23 protein-coding genes are annotated in these 23,500 nt (G+C 63.3%); 10 read left to right on the forward strand and 13 right to left on the reverse strand.

Annotation, left to right across the window (positions count from 1 at the left end):
- Nucleotide 1: 1 nt before the first annotated feature.
- The 6 genes from MGMSRV2_RS09115 to kdpF are packed head-to-tail and all read right to left on the reverse strand — an operon-like array spanning nucleotide 2 to nucleotide 7,847.
- Complete coding sequence (locus MGMSRV2_RS09115; RefSeq protein WP_041633542.1) at nucleotides 2–679, reverse strand: response regulator; 678 nt, start codon at nucleotides 677–679, stop codon at nucleotides 2–4.
- Nucleotides 679–3,384 carry a sensor histidine kinase gene (locus MGMSRV2_RS09120; RefSeq protein WP_024080059.1) on the reverse strand — a complete coding sequence of 902 codons (2,706 nt, stop codon included), beginning with the start codon at nucleotides 3,382–3,384 and terminating at the stop codon, nucleotides 679–681. Before MGMSRV2_RS09120 ends, MGMSRV2_RS09115 begins: the two co-directional genes overlap by 1 nt.
- Before the next feature lie 10 nt (nucleotides 3,385–3,394).
- Nucleotides 3,395–3,976 (reverse strand): potassium-transporting ATPase subunit KdpC, encoded by a 582-nt coding sequence (gene kdpC / locus MGMSRV2_RS09125; protein WP_024080060.1) that lies wholly within the window; start codon nucleotides 3,974–3,976, stop codon nucleotides 3,395–3,397.
- Nucleotides 3,977–3,989: 13 nt separating this feature from the next.
- On the reverse strand, nucleotides 3,990–6,032 hold the full coding sequence (gene kdpB, locus MGMSRV2_RS09130) for a potassium-transporting ATPase subunit KdpB (protein ID WP_024080061.1): 2,043 nt from the start codon (nucleotides 6,030–6,032) through the stop codon (nucleotides 3,990–3,992).
- Nucleotides 6,033–6,044: 12 nt separating this feature from the next.
- Entirely contained in the window at nucleotides 6,045–7,745 is a 1,701-nt protein-coding gene (kdpA, locus tag MGMSRV2_RS09135) for a potassium-transporting ATPase subunit KdpA (RefSeq protein ID WP_024080062.1), read from the reverse strand.
- Nucleotides 7,746–7,757: 12 nt separating this feature from the next.
- The gene (gene kdpF, locus MGMSRV2_RS09140; RefSeq protein ID WP_024080063.1) at nucleotides 7,758–7,847 is read right to left on the reverse strand and encodes a K(+)-transporting ATPase subunit F; all 90 of its coding nucleotides are present in this window, start codon (nucleotides 7,845–7,847) and stop codon (nucleotides 7,758–7,760) included.
- A gap of 354 nt (nucleotides 7,848–8,201) precedes the next feature.
- Between kdpF and trxA the strand changes: the two genes are divergently transcribed.
- The 4 genes from trxA to MGMSRV2_RS09160 all read left to right on the forward strand — a co-directional run bounded on the left by trxA (nucleotide 8,202) and on the right by MGMSRV2_RS09160 (nucleotide 10,456).
- Nucleotides 8,202–8,567 (forward strand): thioredoxin TrxA, encoded by a 366-nt coding sequence (gene trxA, locus MGMSRV2_RS09145; RefSeq protein WP_277911696.1) that lies wholly within the window; start codon nucleotides 8,202–8,204, stop codon nucleotides 8,565–8,567.
- A gap of 220 nt (nucleotides 8,568–8,787) precedes the next feature.
- Nucleotides 8,788–9,384: a DUF938 domain-containing protein gene (locus MGMSRV2_RS09150; protein ID WP_024080066.1), complete on the forward strand. Its 597-nt coding sequence runs from the start codon at nucleotides 8,788–8,790 to the stop codon at nucleotides 9,382–9,384.
- A gap of 32 nt (nucleotides 9,385–9,416) precedes the next feature.
- Nucleotides 9,417–9,839, forward strand: a complete 423-nt coding sequence (locus MGMSRV2_RS09155; RefSeq protein WP_024080067.1) for an Rrf2 family transcriptional regulator — start codon at nucleotides 9,417–9,419, stop codon at nucleotides 9,837–9,839.
- A 50-nt stretch (nucleotides 9,840–9,889) separates the two neighbouring features.
- Nucleotides 9,890–10,456, forward strand: a complete 567-nt coding sequence (locus MGMSRV2_RS09160; RefSeq protein WP_024080068.1) for a flavodoxin family protein — start codon at nucleotides 9,890–9,892, stop codon at nucleotides 10,454–10,456.
- A gap of 60 nt (nucleotides 10,457–10,516) precedes the next feature.
- Here MGMSRV2_RS09160 and phbB read toward each other — a convergent pair whose 3' ends face one another.
- The 3 genes from phbB to MGMSRV2_RS09175 form a co-directional block, all read right to left on the reverse strand.
- A complete protein-coding gene (phbB, locus tag MGMSRV2_RS09165) occupies nucleotides 10,517–11,239 on the reverse strand; it encodes an acetoacetyl-CoA reductase (protein ID WP_024080069.1) in 723 nt (240 codons plus the stop codon).
- A 120-nt stretch (nucleotides 11,240–11,359) separates the two neighbouring features.
- Nucleotides 11,360–12,532 carry an acetyl-CoA C-acetyltransferase gene (locus MGMSRV2_RS09170; RefSeq protein ID WP_024080070.1) on the reverse strand — a complete coding sequence of 391 codons (1,173 nt, stop codon included), beginning with the start codon at nucleotides 12,530–12,532 and terminating at the stop codon, nucleotides 11,360–11,362.
- 103 nt (nucleotides 12,533–12,635) lie between these two features.
- On the reverse strand, nucleotides 12,636–13,904 hold the full coding sequence (locus MGMSRV2_RS09175) for an alpha/beta fold hydrolase (RefSeq protein WP_052588911.1): 1,269 nt from the start codon (nucleotides 13,902–13,904) through the stop codon (nucleotides 12,636–12,638).
- A gap of 46 nt (nucleotides 13,905–13,950) precedes the next feature.
- Here MGMSRV2_RS09175 and MGMSRV2_RS21010 point away from each other — a divergent pair, with 46 nt between their 5' ends.
- The 5 genes from MGMSRV2_RS21010 (at nucleotide 13,951) to MGMSRV2_RS09195 (ending at nucleotide 18,210) form a co-directional block, all read left to right on the forward strand.
- Nucleotides 13,951–14,223, forward strand: coding sequence for a hypothetical protein (locus MGMSRV2_RS21010; protein ID WP_144084284.1), 273 nt, complete (start codon nucleotides 13,951–13,953; stop codon nucleotides 14,221–14,223).
- Nucleotides 14,224–14,255: 32 nt separating this feature from the next.
- Nucleotides 14,256–14,837 carry a polyhydroxyalkanoate synthesis repressor PhaR gene (gene phaR / locus MGMSRV2_RS09180; RefSeq protein WP_024080073.1) on the forward strand — a complete coding sequence of 194 codons (582 nt, stop codon included), beginning with the start codon at nucleotides 14,256–14,258 and terminating at the stop codon, nucleotides 14,835–14,837.
- Between the two features lie 92 nt (nucleotides 14,838–14,929).
- The gene (locus MGMSRV2_RS09185; protein ID WP_024080074.1) at nucleotides 14,930–15,394 is read left to right on the forward strand and encodes a hypothetical protein; all 465 of its coding nucleotides are present in this window, start codon (nucleotides 14,930–14,932) and stop codon (nucleotides 15,392–15,394) included.
- A gap of 340 nt (nucleotides 15,395–15,734) precedes the next feature.
- Nucleotides 15,735–17,459, forward strand: a complete 1,725-nt coding sequence (locus MGMSRV2_RS09190; protein ID WP_024080075.1) for an EAL domain-containing protein — start codon at nucleotides 15,735–15,737, stop codon at nucleotides 17,457–17,459.
- A 355-nt stretch (nucleotides 17,460–17,814) separates the two neighbouring features.
- Nucleotides 17,815–18,210 (forward strand): helix-turn-helix domain-containing protein, encoded by a 396-nt coding sequence (locus MGMSRV2_RS09195; RefSeq protein ID WP_024080076.1) that lies wholly within the window; start codon nucleotides 17,815–17,817, stop codon nucleotides 18,208–18,210.
- A 52-nt stretch (nucleotides 18,211–18,262) separates the two neighbouring features.
- On the opposite strand, the gene queG is transcribed toward MGMSRV2_RS09195, so the two are convergent.
- The 4 genes from queG to MGMSRV2_RS09215 form a co-directional block, all read right to left on the reverse strand.
- Complete coding sequence (gene queG, locus MGMSRV2_RS09200) at nucleotides 18,263–19,288, reverse strand: tRNA epoxyqueuosine(34) reductase QueG (RefSeq protein ID WP_024080077.1); 1,026 nt, start codon at nucleotides 19,286–19,288, stop codon at nucleotides 18,263–18,265.
- Nucleotides 19,289–19,291: 3 nt separating this feature from the next.
- Nucleotides 19,292–19,750 (reverse strand): preQ(1) synthase, encoded by a 459-nt coding sequence (gene queF, locus MGMSRV2_RS09205; protein WP_024080078.1) that lies wholly within the window; start codon nucleotides 19,748–19,750, stop codon nucleotides 19,292–19,294.
- A 2-nt stretch (nucleotides 19,751–19,752) separates the two neighbouring features.
- On the reverse strand, nucleotides 19,753–21,219 hold the full coding sequence (gene rfaE1 / locus MGMSRV2_RS09210) for a D-glycero-beta-D-manno-heptose-7-phosphate kinase (protein WP_024080079.1): 1,467 nt from the start codon (nucleotides 21,217–21,219) through the stop codon (nucleotides 19,753–19,755).
- A 69-nt stretch (nucleotides 21,220–21,288) separates the two neighbouring features.
- Nucleotides 21,289–22,050 (reverse strand): metallophosphoesterase family protein, encoded by a 762-nt coding sequence (locus MGMSRV2_RS09215; protein WP_024080080.1) that lies wholly within the window; start codon nucleotides 22,048–22,050, stop codon nucleotides 21,289–21,291.
- Nucleotides 22,051–22,171: 121 nt separating this feature from the next.
- Here MGMSRV2_RS09215 and MGMSRV2_RS09220 point away from each other — a divergent pair, with 121 nt between their 5' ends.
- Complete coding sequence (locus MGMSRV2_RS09220) at nucleotides 22,172–23,500, forward strand: hypothetical protein (RefSeq protein WP_024080081.1); 1,329 nt, start codon at nucleotides 22,172–22,174, stop codon at nucleotides 23,498–23,500.

The raw sequence follows: 23,500 nt of genomic DNA on the forward strand, positions 1-23,500 counted from the left end.
GTCAGGCTTTAAGCCGGTAACCGACCCCCGCTTCGGTGATGATCAGGGCGGGCTGGGTCGGATCGGTTTCCAGCTTCTGGCGCAATTGGTTGACGTAAACCCGCAAATAGGCGGTGTCGTCGGTATGAGCCGGCCCCCACACCTGTTTCAGGATTTCCCGATGGGTCAGCACATGGTCGGGGCTGCGCGCCAGATGCTCCAGCAAGTCCCATTCCTTCTTCGACAGATGCACTGGGGCGCCGTCGCGGCTCACCAGTCGCCGGGCCAGATCGATGCGAATGGCGCCGACCTCGACCACCTCGCCGGCATCGTCCTTGGCGCCATGCTGGCGCAGTACCGCCCGGACCCGAGCCATCAACTCGGCGACGCCGAAGGGTTTGACCACATAATCGTTGGCGCCGCGGTCCAGGGCCTCGACCTTGTCCAATTCCCCCGCCCGCACCGACAGCACGATGATGGGCATGGCGGAAAAATCGCGGACGGCGCTGATCACCTCTTGCCCGTCCTGGTCGGGCAAGCCCAGGTCCAGGATCAGCAGATCGGGGTTTTGACCGCGCGCCGCCTCGATGCCGGTTTGGGCGCAGTCCGCCTCCGACACCTCGTAGCCGTTGGCGGTGAGCGAGATGCGCATGAACTTGCGGATCTGCGGCTCATCGTCGATGACCAGGATACGGGGCATCACGGATTTCCTTTGCCATCAAGGTCAAGATCGGGCGGCGGCGGCAGATGGATGATGATGCAGGTTCCCGCCCCATGCAAACCCGGCTCGGCCTTGATGGTGCCGCCATGGGCCTCGACGATGCCGCGACAGATGGCCAAGCCAAGCCCGGTACCGGCCTCTTGCGTGTCGGCGGCCCTGACCCGATAGAACATGTCGAACACCTTTTCGCGGTCCTCGGGCGGGATGCCCGGTCCCTGATCGGCCACCTCGATGGCGATATGGTCGGCGGTACGCTTGGCCCACACCTTGACCGGCGATCCGGGCGGGGCGTATTTGCAGGCATTGTCCAGCAGATTGAAGATCACCTGCTCCATCAGCACCGCATCCAGGCACAGCAGCGGCGTATCCGGGGCGATGTCGACCTTGATGGCGTGGCGCCGGGCCAGCCGCTCGGTGCGCTTGACCGCCGCCGTCACCACATCGCGCAAATCCACCCAATCCACCCTGGGCTTCAGCGCCCCCGATCCCAGCCGGGTCATGTCCAGCAGATTCTGGACGAAGCGGTTCAGCCGCTCGGCCTCGTCCTGGATGGTCTGGGCCAGATCGCGGCGCCCGTCGGCATCCAGTTTGTCGTCATAGGCGATCAGCGAACTGGCCGCCCCCATGATCGACACCAAGGGCGTGCGCAGATCGTGCGACAGCGACGACAGCAAGGCGGCGCGCAGACGCTCGCGCTCGGTGGCGACACGGGCGGTTTCGATGTCGGCCACCATGGTGGTGCGCTCGATGGCCACCGCCGCCTGATCGGCCAGGGTTTCCAGCAGACGCATCTGCCCCGGCGACGGCAGATCGGCGTCTTCGGTCATCTGCACGCCCAGCACCCCGACCGGGCCGCGCCCGGTCTTCAACGGCAGGAACAGCCATTGGGCGGCGGGCAAGGTGGCCGAGCCGCGCCCGGCGATCTTGCCATGGCTCCAGGCCCAGTCGGCGGCACCGGCGGATTTGTCGTCGATCTGGTCCTCGGGCGGATAGCCGGCGGCGATGGACAATCCCGCCTCGCCCGGCAGCAGCACCAGGGACTTGCCGTGAATGGTCGCCGATACGTGATGAACCACCGCCCACAGCACGTCGTCCTGGGTGGCCGCCGCCGATATCTTGCGGCCGAAATCATAGAGATTGCCGGTGCGTCGCGCGCTTTCCCGCGTGGCCCGGATCTGGTCGCGCAGCCGCGCCGCCATGTTGCTGATGATGAAGGCGGCGATCAGGAAGAACACCACGGTAACGATGTTCTGAGTGTCGGTGATGGCGAAGGTGAAACGCGGTTCGGTGAAGAAGAAATTGAAGGCGAGGAAACTGGCCGCCGAAGCCAGGATACCGGGACGCAGGCCGGATTTCATGGCGACGATCATCACCGCCAGCAAATAGCCCACCGAGATATTGGCGATGGGCAGCCAAGGATGGATGACAAAGCCCAATCCGGTGGCCGCAGCCGTCGCCAATAAAGCGACGGCATAGCCCAAGCCCAGGTGCAGCCAAGTGTCATCCGTCTTGTTGACGGCGGGACGGGCGGGTTTTGGTCTGGTCTCGTCCTCGCCGCCGACCAGCACCACGGTAAAGTCTCCGGCGCGGCTGATCAGATCGTCGGTCACCGATCGCGACCACCGCCGCAGCCAACCGGCCTTGCGGGCGCGCCCCACCACGATCTGGGTGCAATTGTGCTCGCGCGCATAGGACAAGACGCACTCGCCCACGTCGTCGCCATGCAAGGTCACGGTATCGCCGCCCATCTGCGCCGCCAGCCGCAAGGCGGCGTCGATGCGGTCCTTGGCCGCTTCCGGCAAACCGTGCGCCGCCGGTGTTTCCACCGTCACCGCCACCCAGGCGGCACCGCGGCGTTCCGCCGAGCGCTTGGCGGTGCGGACCAGCCGCTCGGCATCGACCCGTTCGTCGATGCAGACCAAGATACGTTCGCGCGCCGGCCACGGACCGGGAATGGCATGGGCCCGCATGTAATCGACCATCTGGCGGTCGACCCGCTCGGCGGCGTGGCGCAAGGCCAATTCGCGCAAGGCGGTCAGGTTGCCGGGCGAGAAGAACGAGTGCACCGCCCGCCGCGCCTGTTCCGGCACATAGACCTTGCCCTCTTCCAGCCGCTTGATCAGGTCCTGGGGCGGCAGGTCGATCAGTTCGATCTCGTCGGCGGTGGCCAGAACGCTGTCGGGCAGGGTTTCGCGCACCTTGACGCCGGAAATCTGCTCGACGATGTCGTTGATGGATTCCAGATGCTGGATGTTCAGGGTCGAATAGACGTCGATGCCGGCGGCCAGCAATTCCTCCACATCCTGCCAGCGCTTGAGGTGGCGCGAACCGGGGATATTGCTGTGGGCCAGTTCGTCCACCAGGGCGATGCGCGGGCGGCGGCGCAACAGGCCGTCCAAATCCATCTCGCGGAAACTTCGCCCGCGATATTCGGCCAGACGCGGCGGCAAGATGTCCAGATCGGCCAGCAACGCCTCGGTTTCGCGCCGGTCATGGGTCTCGATGATGCCGGCGACGACGTCAATCCCCTCGCGCCGGCGCTCATGGGCGGTTTCCAGCATGGCGTAGGTCTTGCCGACACCGGGCGCCGCCCCCAGGAAAATCTTGAGATGGCCGCGGCTCTCCTTTTGCGCCTCGGCCAGAAGCGCATCGGGGGACGGACGGTCGTGACGGTCGTCGTTCATGGCTTATACTTCATCTGATCGGCCAGCGTTGGTCCAGCGCCAGATTGAGCATCAGCACATTGACCCGGGCCTCGCCCAGGATGGCCAATTCCCGCCCCTCGGTCAGGGCGGCCAGCACCGCCTCGATTTCGTCTTCCGTCACTTGGCGGGCCTTCGCCACCCGCTTGACCTGAAAACGGGCCGCCGCCGGGCTGATATGGGGGTCAAGACCGCTGGCCGAGGCGGTGACCAGATCCATGGGCACCGGCCCCTTGGTGCCGGGATTGCCGGCCCTGGCCGCCTGTACCGCCGCCGTCACCCCGTCGGCCAAGGCCCGCGCACTGGGGGCCAGATTGCTGCCCATGGAATTGGCGGCATTATAAGGCTGATCGGCAGTGGCCGAGGGACGGCCATGGAAATAGCCGGGACCGCTGAAGCTTTGCCCGATCAGGGCCGAACCGACCACATGGCCGTCTCGTTCGATCAGGCTGCCCTGGGCCTGCCAGGGAAAGACCAGTTGCGCCAGACCGGTGACCGCCAGCGGATAGGCCAGGCCGGTAAGCGCCGTCAACATCAGCAGCAACGACAAAGCGGGACGAAGTTCCTTGATCATGATGTCTCTCCGATCAGGCGAGGCCAAGGGCGGTGACGGCCATGTCGATCAGCTTGATGCCGACGAACGGGACCACCAGACCACCGAGGCCATAGATCAACAGATTGCGTTTGAGCAGCGTGGCGGCGCTGGCCGGACGATAGGCCACCCCTTTCAGGGCCAGCGGGATCAAGGCGATGATGATCAGCGCGTTGAAGATGATGGCGGCCAGGATGGCGCTTTGCGGGCTGGATAGCCCCATGATGTTCAGGGCCTGCAATTGCGGATACGAGGCCAGGAACAGCGCCGGGATGATGGCGAAATACTTGGCGACGTCGTTGGCGATGGAAAAGGTGGTCAAGGCGCCCCGGCTCATCAGCAATTGTTTGCCGATCATGACGATCTCGATCAGCTTGGTCGGGTCGCTTTCCAGATCGACCATGTTGCCGGCCTCGCGCGCCGCCTGGGTGCCGGTGTTCATGGCCACCCCCACATCGGCCTGGGCCAAGGCGGGGGCGTCGTTGGAGCCGTCGCCGCACATGGCCACCAGACGCCCGCCCTTCTGATAATCGCGGATCAATTCCAGCTTCTTTTCCGGAGTGGCTTCGGCCAGGAAGTCGTCGACGCCGGCTTCCGCCGCGATGGCCGCCGCCGTCAGCGGGTTGTCGCCGGTGACCATCACCGTCTTGATGCCCATGGCCCGCAAGGTGGCGAAACGGTCGCGGATACCGGGCTTGATGATGTCCTTCAGGTGAATGACGCCCAGCAGGCAGCCGTCGCGGGCCACCACCAGCGGCGTCCCGCCGGCCTTGGCCACCTTTTCCACGATCTGGGCCAGATCCTTGGGCGGAGTGCGGCCCGATTTTTCGACGGCGTAGGCGGTCAGCGCGTCGCTGGCGCCCTTGCGGATCTCGCTGCCGCCCAGATTGGCGCCGCTCATGCGGGTATGGGCGGAAAACGCCGTGAACACCATGTCCATGCCCACCGGCTCGGTCAGGCCGAAGCGGTTGCGCGCCAGCACGACGATGGATTTGCCTTCCGGCGTGTCGTCGGCCAGCGACGACAGGAAAGCGGCCTCGGCCAGATCGCGTTCCGACACGTTGGACAGCGGCAGGAATTCCGCCGCCTGACGCGCCCCCAAGGTGATGGTGCCGGTCTTGTCCAGCAGCAGGACGTCGATATCCCCCGCCGCCTCGACCGAACGGCCCGACTTGGCGATGACGTTGAATTTGACCAGCCGGTCCATGCCGGCGATGCCGATGGCCGACAGCAGGCCGCCGATGGTGGTGGGGATCAACGTCACGAACAAGGCCAGCAGGAACACCACCGGGATGGCGCTGGCCGACCACGAAGCGAAGGCCGGCAAGGTGGCGACGACGATCAGGAAGATCAGGCTGAGCCCCACCAGCAGGATGGACAGAGCGATTTCATTGGGGGTCTTCTGCCGCTTGGCCCCTTCCACCAGGGCGATCATGCGGTCAAGGAAGGACTGGCCGGGATCGGCGCTGATGCGGACGACGATGCGATCCGACACCACGCGGGTGCCGCCGGTCACCGCCGAACGGTCACCGCCCGATTCGCGGATCACCGGGGCGGATTCGCCGGTGATGGCGCTTTCGTCCACGGTGGCGATGCCCGACACCACGTCGCCGTCACCGGGGATGGTGTCGCCGGCCTCGCACAGGACCAGATCATTGATGCGCAGGGTTTCAGCGGGCACCAATTGCGCCGTGTCACCGTTGGCCGAGGCCAGCTTGCGCGCCATGGTACCGCTGCGGGCGCCGCGCAGGGCCGAAGCCTGGGCCTTGCCGCGGCCCTCGGCCACCGCTTCGGCGAAATTGGCGAAAAGGACGGTGAACCACAGCCACAAGGAAATCTGCGCCATGACCGCCATATGGGCGCTGCCCCAATCGCGCAGGGTCAGGATGGTGGACAGCACCGCCACCACGACGGTGGCGAACATCACCGGGTTGCGGAACAGGTGGCGGGGGTTCAACTTGACCAGCGCCTCCCTGGCCGCCTGGCCCATCAGGGCGCGGTCGAACAGGGCTTGGGCTTGGCGACGATGGATGCTCATGATGTGATTTCCCTAGAACAGAGTGCCGGCGCCAAGCAGCAGGTGCTCGACGATGGGCCCCAGGGCCAGAACGGGGAAGAAGGTCAGGCCGCCGACCACGACGATGACACCGACCAGCAGGCCGACGAACAGGCCGCCCTGAGTGGGAAAGGTGCCGCTGGACGGCGGAACGGTCCGCTTCGCCGCCACCGACCCGGCGACGGCCAGCAGGGCCAGGATGACGACGAAACGGCCAAACCACATGGCCAAAGCCAACAACACGTTGTGCAACAAGGTGTTGGCGCCGAAGCCGCCGAAGGCCGAGCCGTTATTGGCGGTGGCCGAGGTATAGGCGTAGAGCACTTCCGACAATCCGTGCGGGCCGCCGGCGGGGATCGAGCCCGACCCGGCCAGCAACCCCACCGCCCCCAGCCCCAAGACGCCCAGGGGGAAGACCAGCATGGCGATGATGGCCAGCTTGACCTCGCGCGCCTCGATCTTCTTGCCCAGGTATTCCGGCGTGCGTCCGACCATCAGACCGGCGATGAACACCGTCAGGATGACGAAGACCATCATCCCGTAGAAACCAGCGCCGACGCCGCCGACGACGATCTCGCCCAGCATCATGTTGACCAGCGGCACCATGCCGGCCAGCGGCATCAGGCTGTCATGCATGGCGTTGACGGCGCCGCAGCTGGCGGCGGTGGTGATCACCGCGAACAGGGCCGAAAGCGCGGTGCCGAAACGGACTTCCTTGCCTTCCAGACTGCCCACCGCTTCCGCCCCGGCCTGGACCAGGGCCGGATTGGCCTGAGCCTCGGCCCAATAGGCCATGGCCACGCCGATGACGAACAGCACCCCCATGGCCCCCAGGATGGCCCAACCCTGGCGCTGGTCACCGACCATGCGGCCAAAGGTGTTGGTCAGGCCGGCACCGATGGCGAAAATGGCCACCATGTGCAGCAGATTGACCAAGGCGGTGGGGTTTTCATAGGGATGGGCGGCATTGGCGTTGAAGAAACCGCCGCCATTGGTGCCCAGATGCTTGATCATCATCTGCGACGCCACCGGCCCTTGGGCGATGACCTGGGCCCCGCCTTCCAGCGTGGTCGCCTCCACATAGGTCGACAGGTTCTGCGGCACGCCCTGCCACACCAGCACCAGGGCGCCGACGACGCACAAGGGCAGCAGCAGGTACAAGACCGCCCGGGTCAGATCCACGTAAAAATTGCCGATACTCTTGGCCCCATTGCGGGCGAAACCGCGGATCAATGCGACGGCGACGGCGATGCCGGTGGCGGCGGAAACGAAGTTCTGCACGGTGAAGCCGGCCATCTGCACCAGATAACTCATGGCGGTTTCGCCGCCATAGGCCTGCCAATTGGTGTTGGTGACGAAGCTGATGGCGGTGTTGAAGGCCAGATCGGGAGCAATCGCCGCCATGGCCGCCGGGTTGAACGGCAGATGCGCCTGCAAGCGCTGCAAGCCGTACAGGACCAAGACACCGGCCAGGTTGAACATCAGCAGCGACAGGGCATAGGCGGCCCAATGCTGCTCGCGCGCGGCATTGACGCCGCAGATTTTATAAAGGCTGCGTTCGATCGGTCCCAGGACCGGCGACAGCAAGACACGCTCACCGCCGAACAGACGGGCCATGAAGCCGCCCAGCAGCGGCGTCACCGCCACGATCAGCAGGATATAGATCAGGATTTGCAGAATGCCGTTGGAGTCCATAGCCGGCCTCCGTCAAAAGCGTTCGGGGCGGATCAGGGCAAAGCCCAGATAGCCCAGCAGAATCAGCGCGACCAGCGCGCCCAGGATGAGGTCGTCGGTCATGGCGACGCCCTACAACCGTTCGATGGCGCGGACGAACAAGCCGCCCAGCGCGAACAGCCCAAGCATGGCTGCGAGAAAGACAAGGTCGAACATGACCGTTGCTCCGATCAAGGTTTCACTACCTCAATCGGTAGCCCTATCGGGCATCAGCGTTCCATGCGGATTGCCGTAAAGAAATCTTTATGCCGTGAACGTGATCTCAGAGCTGTGCGCTAAAAAATTCGTCTGATCCCTTAGGCGGAATCACCTGGACGAATGACGATCCTCACCCCATCTGGGGTAAGGACAGAAGACCCGAAGCGGGTGCGCCGCTTGACGCCCCGCTTGCACGTTTCTACAGTGATCGCAACACCCCTGGCGGCATCACAGCCCCGATACGACAAACAGAACGCAAGGAAGACGGTTATGAAGAATGTGACTGACCAGACTTTCGAGGCCGAGGTTCTGAAGGCCGATGGCCCGGTCCTGGTGGATTTCTGGGCCGAATGGTGCGGCCCCTGCCGCCAGATCGCCCCGGCCCTGGAAGACCTGGCCAAGGATCTGGAAGGCAAGCTGACCGTCGCCAAGATCAACATCGACGAAAACCCCGGCACCCCGGGCAAGTACGGCGTGCGCGGCATCCCCACCCTGATGATCTTCAAGGGCGGTCAGGTCGCCGCCACCAAGATCGGCGCCCTGCCGAAAAGCAAGCTGGTGGAATGGGTGAATTCCAGCCTGTAAGGCGGTACCCAGACCCGACCATGCAGACCCCATCCCAGCGGATGGGGTCTTTTTTTGCGCAAAAAAATGGGCGAGCCTGAAGGCCCGCCCGGAAGTCTAGAGGAGGAGATGCGCTCTTCGTTCGATCTCCCGCCGCCGTCTCGGGACGGCGGCTGGCGGCACTATACTCACAATCACCTACCCTTTGGAATAGCCTTATACGGAAGTGGATAATTTTCCCATGAAGCGCCATTACCCTGCAACCAGCCGAAACCGTGGCCCCATCCTGGAAGTGCTACGCCGATGGCTACCACCCGAAGGGGTGGTATTGGAAATCGCCTCGGGTAGTGGTGAGCATGCCTGCTGGTTCACTTCGCACCTGCCGGGGTTAATCTGGCAGCCCAGCGACGGCGACGCCGATTGCCTGTCCTCTATCGAGGCGTGGCGCCAGGATCAAGGCTTGAGCACCCGCATCCGTCCGCCCCTGCATCTGGACGTGGCCGCCCCCTGGCCGTTTTTGTCCGCCGATGCGGTGTTCTGCGCCAACATGGTCCATATCTCGCCCTGGGCCACCAGCCAAGGCCTGATGGCTGGGGCGGGCCACGTGCTGCCGCCCCACGGTATTCTGGCACTCTATGGCCCGTTCAAAGTGAACGGGACTCACACCGCCCCTTCCAATGCCGCATTCGACGCCGATCTGCGTGCCCGCAATCCCCAATGGGGTGTGCGCGACCTGGAAGCGGTCGACGCCCTGGCCCGTGAAGCCGGACTGGACCACCAGGAAACCATCGCCATGCCCGCCAACAATCTGAGCGTGGTCTGGCGCAAACGCCCTTGACATAAGAAACAATTACAGTTACGAATAACGGCATGAGCAAGAATTGCCGTTTCGCCGTTGCCGTTCACACCTGCACCCTTCTGGGCATGAGTGACGGGCAGCCTTTGACCTCGGATTGGATTGCCGGCAGCGTCAACACCAACCCGGTGGTCATCCGTCGGCTGCTGTCGTCCCTGGCCAAGGCCGGGTTGGTGACATCGATCAGGGGCAGCAATGGCGGCTCGGTGCTGGCGCGATTGCCCGAGGCCATCACCTTGCTGGATATCCAGCAGGCAGTGGATGAAGACACCGAACCGGCCCTGCACAATCAGCCGCCCAATCAGAAATGCCCAGTCGGGCGCGGCATTCAGCCGGTGTTGCGCCGGGTCATCGACCGGGCCGAGGCGGCACGGGAAGCGGTTTTGTCCACCACCTTGCTGGCGGAAGTGATCACCGGCATCAAAGCCTGTTCTTAATTTTTGCCTTTTAATGTAACCGTAATCATCACACTTACATGGAGTACGTCATGAGCAGCATCGCCATCCTCTATCATTCCGGTTATGGCCATACCGCCGCGGTCGCCAAGGCGGTGGCCGAGGGCGCCGCCCAGGTCGCCGACACCCAGGTCCACCTTATCCCCATCGAGGAATTCGAGGCGCATCAACCGCAAATCGACGCTGCCCAAGCCATCATCTTCGGCTCGCCCACCTATATGGGGGCGGTGTCGGGGCCGTTCAAAACCTTCATGGATGCCACCGCCAAGATCTGGTACGGGCGCGGCTGGCAAGACAAGCTGGCCGCCGGCTTCACCGTTTCGGCCAGCCAAAGCGGCGACAAGCTGGCGACCTTGCAGCAATTGTCGGTTTTCGCCGCCCAGCACGGCATGGTCTGGGTCAGCCTGGGCCTGCTGCCGGGCAACAACAATTCCAAGGGCAGCGTCAATGATCTGAACCGCCTGGGCAGCTTCCTGGGCGCCATGGCCCAGGCCAATGCCGATGAAGGGGCCGAGGCGACACCGCCGCAATCCGACCGCGACACCGCCGCCCATCTGGGCCGCCGGGTGGCCGAAGCGGCCTTGCGCTGGAAGCAATAACCAAAACAAAACCCCCGCCCGGTCGCCCGGGCGGGGGTTCAGGTCTAAGCCGAAATCGGCTTAGTACATGTGCTGGCCGCCATTGATGGAAATGGTCGAACCGGTAACGAAATCGGCATTGTCGGCGATCAGGAACATCACACCGCGAGCGATATCGTCGGCGCGGCCCAGACGGCCCACCGGGATCTTGGCGATGATCTTTTCCAGCACCGCCGGCGGCACCGAACGGACCATGTCGGTATCGACATAGCCCGGGGCGATGGCGTTGACGGTGATGTTCTTGGCCGCGCCTTCCTGGGCCAGGGCCTTGGTGAAGCCATGGATGCCCGACTTGGCGGCGGCATAGTTGACCTGACCGTACTGGCCGGCCTGACCGTTGATGGAGCCGATATTGACGATACGGCCGAAACCGCGCTCGCGCATGGATTCGATCATCAGCCGGGCCAGGTTGAAGCAGCTGGTCAGGTTGGTGTGAATCACATCTTCCCACATCTGGTAGGTCATGCGGTGAAGGGTGGCGTCGCGGGTGATGCCGGCATTGTTCACCAGGATTTCGATCGGGCCCATATCCTGGGTGATCTTGGCGACGGCGGCTTCACATTCGGCATAATTGGACACGTCCCAGCGATAGCTGGTGATGCCGGTTTCCTCGGTGAACTTCTGCGCCGCTTCGACGTTGCCGCAATAATTGGCGGCGACGCGATAGCCGTTGGCCTTCAGGGTTTCAGAGATGCAACGGCCAATACCGCGGGTACCACCGGTAACAAGTGCAACACGCCCCATGGTTATCTCCTGTCTTTCTGCTTTGGCCGGCTGTTTTTTGTCCGGCTTTTTCGTTTCCACCCGGTAGTCGAAGGGGGAGCCGCCGGGCGGGTCTCGCGGCTCCCCGATTGAGTGCGGTTCTTACCGCTCGATGCACATGGCGATGCCCATGCCGCCACCGATGCACAAGGTGGCCAGGCCCTTCTTGGCGTCGCGCTTGATCATTTCATGGATCAACGACACCAGGACGCGGCAGCCCGAGGCGCCGATGGGGTGACCGATGGCGATGGCGCCGCCATTGACGTTGACCTTGCTGGTATCCCAGCCCATGCCCTTGTTGACGGCGATGGCCTGGGAGGCGAAGGCTTCGTTGGCTTCGATCAGGTCGAGCTGTTCATGGGTCCAGCCGGCCTTTTCCAGGGCCAGCTTGGACGCCGGCACCGGGCCGATGCCCATGACCTTGGGGTCGACACCGGCGGTAGCCCAGCTCTTGATCGTGGCCAAGGGCTTGAGACCGCGCTTGGCCGCTTCTTCGGCGGTCATCAGCAGCACCGCCGCCGCGCCGTCATTGATGCCCGAGGCATTGCCGGCGGTGACGGTGCCGGCCTTGTCGAAGGCGGGCTTCAGCTTGGCCATGGCTTCGACGGTGGCGCCCGAACGGATGTATTCGTCGGTGTCGAACAGCTTTTCTTCCTTCTTCACCACGATCTTGACCGGGACGATTTCGTCCTTGAAACGGCCCGACTTGACGGCGGCTTCGGCCTTGTTCTGGGAAGCGACGGCGAATTCGTCCTGCTCTTCGCGGGTGATACCGTATTCCTTGGCCACGTTCTCGGCGGTGACGCCCATGTGATAGGCGTTGAACACGTCGGTCAGACCGTCATTGATCATGGTATCGACGAAGCCCATCGGCCCCATCTTGATGCCGCTGCGCAAGTATCCGGCGTGCTGCGAGTTGCTCATGCTTTCATGGCCGCCGGCCACCACCACCTTGGAATCGCCGGCCAGGATGGCCTGCATGCCCAAGGCGACGGCGCGCAGGCCGGAACCGCAGACCTGATTGATGGTCATGGCGGTGGAACCGATGGGCAGGCCGGCCTTCAACGCCGCCTGACGGGCGGTGTTCATGCCGTTGCCGGCGGACAGGATGTGTCCCATCAGCACTTCCGACACGTCGTCGGCGGCGACATTGGCGCGGGACAGGACTTCGCGGATGACGATCTCGCCCAGCTGCGCAGCCTGATAGCCGGAAAGGGAACCGCTGAACGAGCCCACGGGGGTACGGGCGGCGGAAACGATAACGATATCGGTCATGACAGGCTGCTCCTTCAGATGGACATAATTGGTCGTTGTCAGGACTGTTTTTAAAATAATCTGTAAGTTTCATAGTACGGCGGCGCACCATCGCGCAACCGATTCATTGCAACAGGGAACGTTTCAGCCAATTGGCCAACGGCGTGTAGACCTCGCTGCCGGCGCGGGCCGACAGCAGCATACCCACATGGCCGCCCTTGACCATCATGGTTTTCGCGCCTTGCACCGCCCTAGCCAATGGTAGAGCGGATTCGGGCGGAACAATACGGTCACGTTCAGGGATCAGCGCCAGCAGCGGCAGATTCAGCCGGGCCGGATCGACCACATGGCCGTCCACCCGCCAGCGCCCCATCATGGTATCGTTGTCGCCATACCAGCCCGACAGACATTCCCGTGCCACCGGCCCGGCCAGATCGACGCCGTCATTGGCCCAATCCTCCAGGGCGACGAAATCGCGCGCCCGGGCCGAGCGGCGCTTGAGCCGGGCGAAAGCGGCGAATTTGCGCGCCGTCAGCCCCGGATCGAGCGAGGCGAACAGGGCTTGCAGGATATCCAGCGGCAAAGTCCCGGTGACCTTGATCAGGGCATCCAGTCCCGGCCCCAGGGCACGCAGCAGCTTGCCGTGCGCCTCGCGCCCGGCATGAAAGTTCCACGGCGTCGCCAGCAGGGCCAGGCCCTTGATGTCGGCGCTGCGCCGCAAAGCCAGGGCCAAAGCCAGATCGCCGCCCATGCAATAGCCGGCCAAGGCCGGTTTTTGCCCGGTGACGGCGATGACATGGTCGAGCATCCGATCAAGCCGACCGGCGATGTAATCGGTCAGGGTGAAATCCCGTTCCGCTTCCCCCGGCGCGTCCCAATCCACCAGAAACGGCGCCAGACCGCGCGCCGCCAGGGCGCGGACCAGCGAGCGGCGACGGCTGAGGTCAAGGATGTAACAGCGATTGATCAACGACGGCACCACCAGCACCGGCGGACCGGCGCTGTCGGGCAGGCGGTAATCCAGCAACCGGGTGCTGCCCTGGCGCCACAACACCGGCATGTCCGGCAGGTCACGGTGATGGCGGTGATGGCGGTAAAGGGCGACGCCATCCAGCACCGCTTCATGGCGCCTCAGGCTTTCGGCGGCGATGGCGTCTTCAAAACATTTCCACCCGTCGGGTCCGGCGGCGTCGAGGCTTGCCTTCAACTCCGCCGCCTTCGCCGCCAGCTTGGGATTCCAGGGCAGCGACCCGTTCTTCCAAAGCGGCAAGGCGGCGCGTGAGCCCATCAGGGTCGTGGCATGGGCCAGCAGATGCAGCGGCAGCGGGCGCGGCCCCTGGCGCGGATGATCCGGGGGGGACGTTTGGGGTTCGCGCGCTTGCCGATGGGGCATCCGGGACCTGGACCTCGCTGGCGGGGGCAGCACCGGCACTCGCCGCATGGACAAAAGCGTTCGCCCCTTCGGTCATGGCGGCGATGCCACGGGCGAGCGCCTCGGCCAGCGCCGGTTCATTGGCCATGGCCGCCACCTGTTCCTGCCACAGATCAAGGTAACGGCGCGCGAGCGAACTGAAATCCGGCGGCGCTTCAGACATGATCACACCATACTCCCGGCGGGGGTTTTTGACCAGGGCCTCGACACCCCATCGTGTTGCAACGCCATGAAAAATCTCTTGCCATTCGGCGCGATTGCGAAAACTCTGATAGCATAGAATGAAAATCCAACAGCGGAAGCGAAGCGACGATGTCCGAGACCAAAAGCACGGCCCAAGCGCCTATCACCATCAAGAAATACGCCAACCGGCGCCTGTACAACACGGCGACGTCCAGCTATGTCACGCTGGACCACTTGGCGCAGATGGTCAAGGAAGGGACCGACTTTGTCGTCTACGATGCCAAGTCGGGCGAGGACATCACCCGCTCGGTGCTGACCCAGATCATCGTCGAGGAAGAATCCAAGGGCGGCCAGAACCTGCTGCCCATCGGCTTCCTGCGTCAGTTGATCGGCTTTTACGGCGATTCCCTGGGCGGGCTGGTGCCGCGCTACCTGGAACATTCCATGCAGTCCTTCGCCACCAACGAACAGCAGATGCGCGCGGTGATGGAAAAGGCCCTGGACGGCCTGTTCCCGTTCAACCAGATCGAGGAAATGGGCAAGCAGAACATGGCCTTTTTCGAATCGGCCATGAAGATGTTCACCCCCAACTTCTTCCAGTTGGGCGAGGACGGCTTGCCCAGGATGCCCGCCGCGCCGGGGCTTGAGGAATTGCAGGCGCAAATGGTCGCCTTGCAGCAGCAGATCATCTCGCTGACCAAGAAGAAGTAAACCCTTCCGCCTGAATTTGATCCCATTGCCCAGCGTGAGCCTGCGGGCTTATGCTGGCCGATGGTTTTCGATCCGGTGGCAGGAGGTCGCCTTTGGGCGATTTGACCACATCTCCGCTTGATCCGCGCAATGCCGCCTTGCAGATAAGGCCGACGGCAAGTGCCGCCTTGCGCCCCGCCGATCCGACCAGGGAACGCTTTCAGGTCGGCGACAACAAGGTCGCCAATCAGGATTCCGAGGCGGTCGAGGATCGGGGCGGCCAGTTTGCCATCGATGCCGATGAAACCGGCGGCCTTGGCGCCCAGGCGGTCCGGCAGAAAAGCGCCCGGGGTGGGCACGGCCTGCTGGGCGCCTTCACCAATTTCCTCGCCAAGATCTTCACCCAGGCCGATGGCACCGCCGACAGCGCCGCCTCGGTCCGATTGAACGGCATCGGCGCCTATGGCCGCGCCAATGCCCAGCAACCCCAATCCGCGGCCACCCAAGCCATGGACAATGTGCAAAATCCCGGCTTCCCCCGCCTGGCGTCAGGGCGGGTGCTGGATTTGATGGCCTGACCCTCAAATCATACACCAGACATAAGCATGACCATCGGTATAGGCCGATGGATGAAATATTGCGCACAAAGCCCTCCGATCACATATCGGATAAGGGGCGTTTAATATCCATTTAATATTTGAACTTACTGTTCAAACATCGGCCATTCGTCTAAAATTTAGATAAAATTGTCATCAATTTGACGATAAATACTTGCGATTATTCCCTTGCATTACATCTATCCCAGCCCTATCAGCCTGTGCGGATAACACAAAAAGCGGCAACCGCAGGATGTGTGGGGAGGGAGCAGATAATGCACACGACAACCAGGATCACACCGCCCAGTCACCGAGGTCGGGCATGAGCCGCCCGGCCCATGCCCGGCGACTGGACATCTATGTGGCTTTCGCCTTCGCCGCCGCCGATGTGTTGCTGGAAATCGACAAGGATGGACAAGTGCTCTTCGCCGTCGGTGCCGCCCGCGCCTTGCTGGGCTGGCCGGCGCGCGTGCTGTCCGGCATGCGCCTTGACGATTTGATCGCCCCCGCCGACCATGGCCGTGCCGCCGCCGCACTGGCGACCATGGCCCGGGGCGAGCGTGTGCGCAATTCGTCGGTTTCATTACGCAAACAGGACGGCAGCGTATCGCCCGGCCTGCTGTCTGGCTATCGTAGTCCCGATGATTCCACACATCTTTTGGTGGTTCTGGGGCATTCTTCTTGCAGTTGCGCGCCCTTGGAACGAAGACTGGCGCAAAGCGGCCTCTTGGATCAGGACAGCTTTCAGGCCCGAACCCGCCATCTGCTGGACCAGGACAGCAGCGACGCCCCCTATGTGCTGACCATGATCGATTTGCCGGAAATCCCCCGCCTGCGCCAGCAGGCGGGCACCGAACAGACGGAAAGCATGGTCGCCGCCATCGGCGCCTACTTACGCGATCATTCCATCGGCGGCGACACCGCCGGTCAGTTCAACGACACCACCTATGGCTTGGTGCACGATTCTAATCTGGTGCGTGACGACATTTCCGCCGCCATCAATGACATCGCCCGCCAGACGGTGCCGGACGGCCCGCCCATGCTGGCCAAAACCCATTCCATCACCCTGGACGTGGCCGACGCCTCGCCCGAGGAAGCCGCCGCCGCCCTGACCCACGCGGTCACCGGTTTTATCAACGATGGCGGTGGCGGCACCCTGGCCGCCCTGTCCGCCGACCTGCAACCGCGCATGTCCGACGCCATGACCCGCATGCGCGCCTTGCGCCGGTTGATCGAGCGCGGTGACTTTCACATGGTGTTCCAGCCCATCGTCGATTTGTGGACCAACACCATCCAGCACATGGAATGTCTGGTGCGGCTGGGCGACAGCGACGCCACCCCGTTCGACACCGTCACCTTCGCCGAAAGCATGGGCCTTGCCGGCCAGTTCGATCTGGCGGTGTGTGAGCGCATGTTCGCCATGATGCGCCAGGGACCGGCCTCGGACCCCGCCTTGAAATTCGCCATCAACCTGTCGGGCCGCACCCTGACCTCGCCCGACAGCACCAGCCGATTGCGTCGACTGCTGGACGGCGCCGCCGACCTGCGCGGCAGGGTATCGTTCGAGATCACCGAATCGGCGGCCATGGGCGAACTGGCCGCCGTCAATGCCCTGTTGCAGGAAATCCGGGCCAAGGGCTTTCCGGTCTGCCTCGATGATTTCGGTGCCGGCGCCGCCGCTTTTCATTACCTGCGCGAACTCAAGGTCGATCACGTCAAGATCGACGGGCTTTACATCAAGAATGCCCTCAGGAGCGGCGAAAGCGTCTCGTTCATCAAGGCCATCGTCGGCCTGTGCGCGGAATTGGGCATCAGCACCACCGCCGAATGCGTGGAAGACCCGGAAACGGCAAACCTGTTGAAGTTGCTTAAAGTAAAGCGCGGCCAAGGCTGGTATTTCGGCAAACCGTTCCGTCCGGCTCATATGGCCGCAGCCGACACCAAAACCCCCTGGGTTACCGCCCAAACATCCTGGCGCAATGGCTTGCTGTGCTTCGTCCCCCCCGATGGCAATCTGGGTCGCCTCGGTGCACCGTCGTCGCGGTGAATTCAGACAAATCCGCACGGACCGCGTAGAATTTCGGATATCCACAGTGGTATCACCGCACCCAAAGGCGCATATACCCATAGCGACACCAACCTGGGCGCTGGTTCACAGCTCGGGCAAAGCATTTCCTGGAACGCCCTCTTCACCCGAGGTTGTTTTGACGGCAAAAACAATTAAACAAAATATACAATTGGCAATTCTACATTCACTCCAGACTTCATATCAATGAGGTCATAAGCAAGATATCCCGTATTGCCTGTTATCGGTTTTCAGACTATGGACTGCACAGTCAAAGAGCACCGTTACAACAAGTATGACTTTCATTCAGCCACAGCAACGAAGCCAGTAACGCCCCATGACCGAAGAAAAAGCCCCCCCCATTTCACGCCCGGTCAATCGCGCCAATGATACGGATCGCCACGTGGGCACCCGCATCCGCGAGCGCCGTATCATGCTGGGCCTGTCTCAGCAGCAGATGGCCGATCTGATCGGTGTAACCTATCAACAGGCGCACAAATACGAACGCGGCATCAACCGCATTTCCGCCGGACGTCTGTATGAAATCGCCCAGGTTCTGGGGGTTCCGGTCAGCTACTTCTTTGAAGGCCTGGACAACCAGCGGGCCACCGACCTGACCGCCCGCCAGCGCATGTGCCTGGAACTGGCCCGCAATTTCTCGAGCATCCAGAACGAAAAGCATCAGGAAGCCTTGTCGCAGATGGCCCGCGCATTGGCTGCCGCTGAAGACTGATCCGCCTTCCCCATGATGTGGACGAAGGGCGACCACCGGTCGCCCTTCGTCGTTATGGAGACGACAACTTTTCGACAGCCCACGATGCGCTTTCCGCCACCGATGGATTTTGGTGTGTCAGCAAGGCCCGCGCCGCCGGCAACAATCGCCGATCACCACTGTTGCCCATGGCCACCAGGACGTTGCGCAGCAACCGATCCAGGCCGATGCGCTTGACCGGTGAACCGGCGAACACCTGGCGGAAACCAGGATCATCCAAGCTCGCCAGATCGTCCAGACGCGGCGCCTGCATTTCCATGCGCGGCAAATAATCGGGATCGGTGGTGGCAGGGGCGAACTTGTTCCACGGACAGGCAGCCATGCAATCGTCGCAGCCATAGATGCGGTTGCCCAGGCGTGACCGCAATTCCGGGTCGATGGCGCCCTGATACTCGATGGTCAGATAGGAAATGCAGCGCCGGGGCTCGATCCGCCCCTGCCCGTCCAAGGCGCCGGTCGGACAGGCATCGACACAGGCCTGGCACGAGCCGCAATGATCGGCCTGCACCGGATCGGGCGGCAGGTCCAAGGTGGTGTAGATTTCCCCCAGGAACAGCCACGAGCCGAAATCGCGCGACACCACATTGGTGTGCCGCCCCTGCCAGCCCAGACCCGAACGGGCGGCGATGGGCTTTTCCATCACCGGGGCGGTGTCGACGAAAACCTTGAGGTCGCCGCCCAGATTGTCGACCATCCAGCGGGCCAGCGCCTTCAGCCGCTTTTTCACCACGTCGTGGTAATCCTTACCGCGGGCATAGACGCTGATATTGCCGCGATCACCCTGCTCCAGCAGGGCCAGGGCATCGCCCGCCGGGGCGTAATTGCTGCCTAAAGTCACCACCGAGCGGACTTCGGCCCACAGGCCTTGCGGGCTGGCCCGCTGATCCATGCGCTCGGCCATCCAGCCCATGCCGCCGTGGCGGCCCTCGGCTACATACTGATCAAGCGCCGCCCGCCACGCCGGATCGGCGACAGCGGGGGCGAAGCCAACCGCGTCGAAGCCCAATTCCAAGGCCTTGGCGCGTATTTTGGCTTTCATTCCCTAGCCACGGCCGCGATAGGGGGGGACGCCCTGATCCGGCAGCCACAGCCCAGCCGGCGGCGCCCCGGTCTGCCAGAACACGTCGATGGGAATACCACCGCGCGGATACCAATACCCACCGATGCGCAGCCATTTGGGTTTGGTTGCGTCGACCACCCGCTTGCCGATCATCACCGTGCAGGCCTCGTGAAAGGCGCCATGGTTGCGGAAACTGCCCAGGAACAGCTTCAGCGACTTGGATTCCACCAGATGGTTTTCGGGAACATAGTCGATGACCAGATGGGCGAAATCGGGCTGACCGGTGATCGGACACAACGAGGTGAATTCCGGTGCGGTGAAACGCACCAGATAAGTATCGCCGGGATGGGGGTTGGGCACCACTTCCAGCCGGGCCGCCTCGGGATCGTCGGGCAGCGCCGCGGACTGGCCCAATTGGGTCAGGTGAGGATAATCGGCCATGTCTATTTCCCGTTCATCTTCTTGATGGTGTTGGTAGTGCTTTGGCCTTCCACCAGATTGGCCAGCACCACCCGTCCGCCCCAACCGATGACGTCATCGGCTCCCACCACGGTCGCCACCGTGTAATCGGCGCCCTTGACCAGGACATCGGGGCGCAAATGGCGGATCAGCTCCAAAGGCGTGTCCTCGCCGAAGATCACCACCATATCGACCATGGACAGCGACGCCAGCACGGTGGCCCTGGCCGCTTCCGACTGCACCGGACGGGTCGGACCCTTGAGGCGGGCGACCGAGGCGTCGGAGTTCAGCCCCACCACCAGCCGGTCGCACGCCGCCCGCGCCTGGGTCAGCAACGAGATATGGCCGGGATGCAACAGGTCGAAGCAGCCATTGGTGAAGCCGACGCTTTCACCCTTGCGGCGCCAGATTTCCACCTGATCGCGAGCACCCTCCCACCCCAGAACCTTGGTCTCGCCCAGGCACAAATCGTCGTGATGAAGGGCGGCGACCACCTCGTCGGCATAGGCGACGGCGGTGCCGACCTTGGCGACGACGATACCGGCGGCGACATTGGCCAGACGCGCGCCGTCCAGCAGCGAACCGCCGGCGGCCAGCACGGCGGCCAAGGTGGCGACCACGGTGTCGCCGGCGCCCGAGACGTCGAACACCTCGCGCGCCTGGGCCGGCAGGTGATGCACCTGACCGTCATCGGTCACCAGGGTCATACCGTCCTGCGACCGGGTGGCCAACACCGCGCCGACGCCGCAAGAGGTGATCAGGTGGCGACAGGCGGCGACGATGCCGGCATCGTCCGCCACGTTCATGCCGGTGGCCTCGAACAATTCCTTGCGATTGGGGGTCAGCACGGTGGCGCCGCGATAGCGGCTGTAATCCGTGCCCTTGGGATCGACCACCACCGGCACGCCGCATTCCTTGGCCACCTTGATCAGTTCCGCCGGAACCGGCACCGACAAGACGCCCTTGCCGTAATCGGACAACACGACCGCGCCCGAACGCCCGATCAGGGTACCGGCCCGGTCCAGCACCTGACGCACGCTGGTGGCCGCCAGTGCCTGACTGGTCTCGCGGTCGGCCCGCAGCAATTGCTGGGCCGAGGCGAAAAAGCGGGTCTTGATGGTGGTCTGGCGCTGGCTTTCCACCACCAGACAGGGGTCGATGCCGGCATGGTCGCCCAGCAGCCGCCCGACTTCGCGCCCGGCATCGTCGTCGCCGACCACGGCGACGAAGGTGGGCACCGCCCCCAAGGCCACCAGATTGCGCACCACGTTGCCGGCCCCGCCCAGCATGGCCGCCTCGCGCTCGATGCGCAGCACCGGAATGGGCGCCTCGGGTGAAATGCGCTCGACCGCGCCATAGATGAAGCGATCCAGCATGGCGTCGCCGACGCACAACACTGGCTTGTCCTTCAAACCGGCGACCCGATCGGCCAGCACAGAAAGTTCGGTCATGGATTGATCCCGCGTGATGTCCAACCGGTCAGCTAACCCAAGGACAGCAGGGTTGCAAGAAAAATGCCTTCAGGTGCGGAGGAAGTCCCGCGATGCGCCGTGCAGAACCAGGGCGGTCAGACGATTGCTGTCATAGGCGCGGGTGTCGATGCCGATACGGTTGTGCCGCACCTCAGGCTCTGGCGTTGGGGTGTGACCATGCACCACCACCTTGCCATGCCAACGCCCATCATCGAGAAATTCATGGCGTATCCACAGCAAATCCGCCGGGTCCTGATGCTCGAGCGCGATGCCGGGCCGGATACCGGCATGGACGAACAGGTAATCCCCTTCCTGATGACAGACCGGCAGACCGGCGAGGAAGTCGCGATGCGCTTTCGGCAGGTTGCGCGCCAACACGGCCTGCACCGCCTTGAGATCACGTTCCCACCCCGACGCCGGCAGGGATGCGGCGTAAGAGCGCACGGTATCCAGACCGCCATAGGCGCACCACCCCCTGCCCACCGCCACATTATCGAGAAAATCCAGCATCACTTCTTCATGGTTGCCCTTCAGGCAAATCCACTGCGCCGCCGCCAGCGGTCCCGGCGGCGGACCAGCCATCAGACACTCCACCACCTGGCGCGAGTGCGGACCGCGATCAATGAAATCGCCCAGAAAAACCAGGGCCAGACGCGCCGGTGCACGGCGCTCGACATCGGCGGCAATCAGTTCCAACAGTCCCCGCAACAGATCGACGCGGCCATGAATATCGCCAATGGCGTAAACGCAGGCCCCCACAGGAACGCAAGGATTGTTGGAAGGATCGACCTGAGCTTCAGGACTGTTCATTTCGTTCTAGGCGCTCCAGCCGGGTCGTTGTATTTTGGACCCCAATGAACTTTGCCCGTTTACACGCGCAAGGACAACGCCGCCGGATCAGTCCCGGCGGTTTCGCCAGAATGGGGAACAGATGAACGCGACCGCGTTCGGGGACAAACCGCAGGAAATCGTAACGTCGGAGAACCTTCTCTACGACGCCGCCGAACGCGTGGGCCGCATCCGTGAAGGGCGCCAGGCGCTGCATCTGCATCTGTCGCGGCTGCTGCCGCCCAACCGCGAGGAAGCGAAGATCCGCATCGCCTTCCGCATGTTCGAGACCATGGTCGACATGTTCCGCGGCCAGATGTTCCTGTTGACCAACAACGACATCATGCTGATCTGCAAGGATGCCCGGCTGGCCGATCTGGACGCCATCGTCTACAAGCTGCGCGCCTTGTTCTCGAAAGACCCGCTGACCTATGCCGAGGTGGATGGCGAAGATCGCTTCGTCACCTTCTACGACCTGGAAAGCGAGTACGATTCCTTCTTCGCCGTCTGCGCCCAGTTGTTGAACGAGGCGAAGAAGCGTGTGGTCCAGAACCGCAACGCGGCGCCGGTGCAGCCCCTGGACGCCCGCAACCTGACCAAGGTGCTCGAGCGCATCGGCGTCACCGATATCGCCGGCGTCGTCCGCCGCCAGCCCTGCGTGCGTTTTTCCGAAAAACAGACGGCGGAAGTGGCGTTTCAGGAATTCTACATGTCGATCATGGATCTGCAGAAGATCCTGGCCCCCGACGTCAATATCCTGGCCAATCGCTGGCTGTTCCAACATTTGTCGCAGGTGCTGGACCTGCGGGTGTTGTCGGTGCTGCAAGATGCCGGCTTCCGCAAGACGCCCACCGCGTTTTCCGTCAACCTCAATATGGCCACCATCGAAACCCAGATGTTCCGCCAGTTCGAGGCCGCCATTCGCGGCAAGGCCGGGCTGGTGGTGGAATTCCAACTGGTGGACATCTTCAACAATCTGGACGGCTTCTTCCGCGCCCGCGATTACCTGCGCGCGCGCGGTCACAAGACCGTGCTGGACGGCATGAGCCCGATCACCTTGCAGTTCATGGACGCCGAGCGTTACGACTGCGACTACGTCAAGATCAACTGGAGCCAGGACATGGCCGACGACGTGGTCACCGCCGAATTGCACCACGCCCTTGGTCCGTTGGGCTTCCATCGCGTCATCCTGGCCCGCTGCGACACCGAAACCTCGATCACCTGGGGGCTCAACCAGGGCATCCACTATTTCCAGGGCCGCTTCCTAGATTCCATGGTCGCCGCCGTGACCATGGCCCAATGCGACAAGGCCAGCGCCTGCACCTTGGTCCAATGCAACCAGCGCCATGGGGTGATTTCGGGCCGGTTGCGGGTCGATTGCGGCAACAACGACATGCTGGACACGTTCCCGCCGCTCAAGGCCCTGAGGTAG

The sequence above is a fragment of the Magnetospirillum gryphiswaldense MSR-1 v2 genome, assembly GCF_000513295.1.
Classification (GTDB): Bacteria; Pseudomonadota; Alphaproteobacteria; order Rhodospirillales; family Magnetospirillaceae; genus Magnetospirillum; species Magnetospirillum gryphiswaldense.

Bases quoted from the DNA above. Each gene is read 5' to 3' on its own strand.
- MGMSRV2_RS09170 (WP_024080070.1), bottom strand. From the start codon at position 12,532: ATGACCGATATCGTTATCGTTTCCGCCGCCCGTACCCCCGTGGGCTCG.
- MGMSRV2_RS09155 (WP_024080067.1), top strand. From the start codon at position 9,417: ATGAGCAAGAATTGCCGTTTCGCCGTTGCCGTTCACACCTGCACCCTT.
- kdpB (WP_024080061.1), bottom strand. From the start codon at position 6,032: ATGAGCATCCATCGTCGCCAAGCCCAAGCCCTGTTCGACCGCGCCCTG.
- MGMSRV2_RS09190 (WP_024080075.1), top strand. From the start codon at position 15,735: ATGAGCCGCCCGGCCCATGCCCGGCGACTGGACATCTATGTGGCTTTC.
- MGMSRV2_RS21010 (WP_144084284.1), top strand. From the start codon at position 13,951: ATGGACAAAAGCGTTCGCCCCTTCGGTCATGGCGGCGATGCCACGGGC.
- MGMSRV2_RS09150 (WP_024080066.1), top strand. From the start codon at position 8,788: ATGAAGCGCCATTACCCTGCAACCAGCCGAAACCGTGGCCCCATCCTG.
- phbB (WP_024080069.1), bottom strand. From the start codon at position 11,239: ATGGGGCGTGTTGCACTTGTTACCGGTGGTACCCGCGGTATTGGCCGT.
- MGMSRV2_RS09120 (WP_024080059.1), bottom strand. From the start codon at position 3,384: ATGAACGACGACCGTCACGACCGTCCGTCCCCCGATGCGCTTCTGGCC.
- MGMSRV2_RS09175 (WP_052588911.1), bottom strand. From the start codon at position 13,904: ATGCCCCATCGGCAAGCGCGCGAACCCCAAACGTCCCCCCCGGATCAT.
- kdpA (WP_024080062.1), bottom strand. From the start codon at position 7,745: ATGGACTCCAACGGCATTCTGCAAATCCTGATCTATATCCTGCTGATC.
- rfaE1 (WP_024080079.1), bottom strand. From the start codon at position 21,219: ATGACCGAACTTTCTGTGCTGGCCGATCGGGTCGCCGGTTTGAAGGAC.
- queF (WP_024080078.1), bottom strand. From the start codon at position 19,750: ATGGCCGATTATCCTCACCTGACCCAATTGGGCCAGTCCGCGGCGCTG.
- MGMSRV2_RS09220 (WP_024080081.1), top strand. From the start codon at position 22,172: ATGAACGCGACCGCGTTCGGGGACAAACCGCAGGAAATCGTAACGTCG.
- phaR (WP_024080073.1), top strand. From the start codon at position 14,256: ATGTCCGAGACCAAAAGCACGGCCCAAGCGCCTATCACCATCAAGAAA.
- MGMSRV2_RS09215 (WP_024080080.1), bottom strand. From the start codon at position 22,050: ATGAACAGTCCTGAAGCTCAGGTCGATCCTTCCAACAATCCTTGCGTT.
- kdpC (WP_024080060.1), bottom strand. From the start codon at position 3,976: ATGATCAAGGAACTTCGTCCCGCTTTGTCGTTGCTGCTGATGTTGACG.
- queG (WP_024080077.1), bottom strand. From the start codon at position 19,288: ATGAAAGCCAAAATACGCGCCAAGGCCTTGGAATTGGGCTTCGACGCG.
- kdpF (WP_024080063.1), bottom strand. From the start codon at position 7,847: ATGACCGACGACCTCATCCTGGGCGCGCTGGTCGCGCTGATTCTGCTG.
- MGMSRV2_RS09160 (WP_024080068.1), top strand. From the start codon at position 9,890: ATGAGCAGCATCGCCATCCTCTATCATTCCGGTTATGGCCATACCGCC.
- MGMSRV2_RS09115 (WP_041633542.1), bottom strand. From the start codon at position 679: ATGCCCCGTATCCTGGTCATCGACGATGAGCCGCAGATCCGCAAGTTC.
- MGMSRV2_RS09195 (WP_024080076.1), top strand. From the start codon at position 17,815: ATGACCGAAGAAAAAGCCCCCCCCATTTCACGCCCGGTCAATCGCGCC.